Origin of the sequence: Acinetobacter baretiae (assembly GCF_015627105.1) — a bacterium.
Taxonomy (GTDB): Bacteria; Pseudomonadota; Gammaproteobacteria; order Pseudomonadales; family Moraxellaceae; genus Acinetobacter; species Acinetobacter baretiae.
In genome coordinates this window covers 1-1,198 of record NZ_VTDM01000066.1, presented here as the reverse complement: position 1 = coordinate 1,198, position 1,198 = coordinate 1, and the positions used below count along the sequence as shown (strand labels likewise).

Here is a 1,198-nt window from a genome sequence, read left to right as displayed (position 1 = left end):
ATTATGCAGTTACTTTAGCAACAACACCAGCACCTACAGTACGACCACCTTCACGGATTGCAAAGCGTAAGCCTGCGTCCATTGCGATTGGGTGGATCAATTCTACTGACATTTCAACGTTGTCACCTGGCATAACCATTTCAACGCCTTCTTTCAACTGAATCGCACCAGTTACGTCCGTTGTACGGAAGTAGAACTGTGGGCGGTAACCGTTTAGGAATGGAGTGTGACGACCACCTTCTTCTTTTGCAAGTACGTATACTTCTGCATCAAATTTAGTATGTGGCTTGATTGCACCTGGCTTCGTTAATACTTGACCACGTTGTACGTCTTCACGCTTAGTACCACGTAAAAGAACACCACAGTTCTCGCCTGCACGACCTTCGTCTAGCAGTTTACGGAACATTTCAACGCCTGTTACAGTCGTTTTAACAGTGTCTTTAATACCAACGATTTCTACTTCTTCACCAACTTTTACAATACCTGATTCTACACGGCCTGTTACTACAGTACCACGACCAGAAATTGAGAATACATCTTCAATTGGCATCAAGAATGCTTTATCAATTGCACGCTCTGGCTCTGGAATGTATGAGTCAAGCGCAGCAACCAATTCGATGACTGCAGATTCGCCATACTGACCTTGGTCACCATTAAGTGCAGCTAATGCTGAACCACGGATTACAGGTGTGTCATCACCAGGGAAATCGTAAGAAGATAGAAGTTCACGTACTTCCATATCTACAAGTTCAAGTAATTCTTCGTCATCAACAAGATCACACTTGTTCAAGAATACGATGATGTACGGTACACCAACCTGACGTGAAAGCAAGATGTGCTCACGTGTTTGTGGCATAGGACCATCTGTTGCAGCACATACTAAAATCGCACCATCCATTTGAGCCGCACCTGTGATCATGTTTTTAACATAATCGGCGTGGCCTGGGCAGTCTACGTGCGCGTAGTGACGTGTTGGTGAATCGTATTCTACGTGTGATGTATTAATTGTAATACCACGTGCTTTTTCTTCTGGTGCAGAGTCGATCGCTGCGTAGTCTTTTGCTTCGCCGCCATATGTTTTTGCACAAATTGTTGCAATTGCAGCAGTAAGCGTTGTTTTACCATGGTCAACGTGACCAATTGTTCCCACGTTTACGTGTGGCTTATTACGTTCAAACTTAGCCTTAGCCATGATGAT

At 44.2% G+C, this 1,198-nt stretch carries 1 protein-coding gene; it reads right to left on the bottom strand.

Annotated features, from left to right (window positions below; genetic code table 11):
* Position 1 precedes the first annotated feature (1 nt).
* Complete coding sequence (gene tuf, locus I2F17_RS12495; protein ID WP_196424058.1) at positions 2-1,192, bottom strand: elongation factor Tu; 1,191 nt, start codon at positions 1,190-1,192, stop codon at positions 2-4.
* Positions 1,193-1,198: the final 6 nt, after the last annotated feature.

Bases quoted from the DNA above. Each gene is read 5' to 3' on its own strand.
- tuf (WP_196424058.1), bottom strand. From the start codon at position 1,192: ATGGCTAAGGCTAAGTTTGAACGTAATAAGCCACACGTAAACGTGGGA.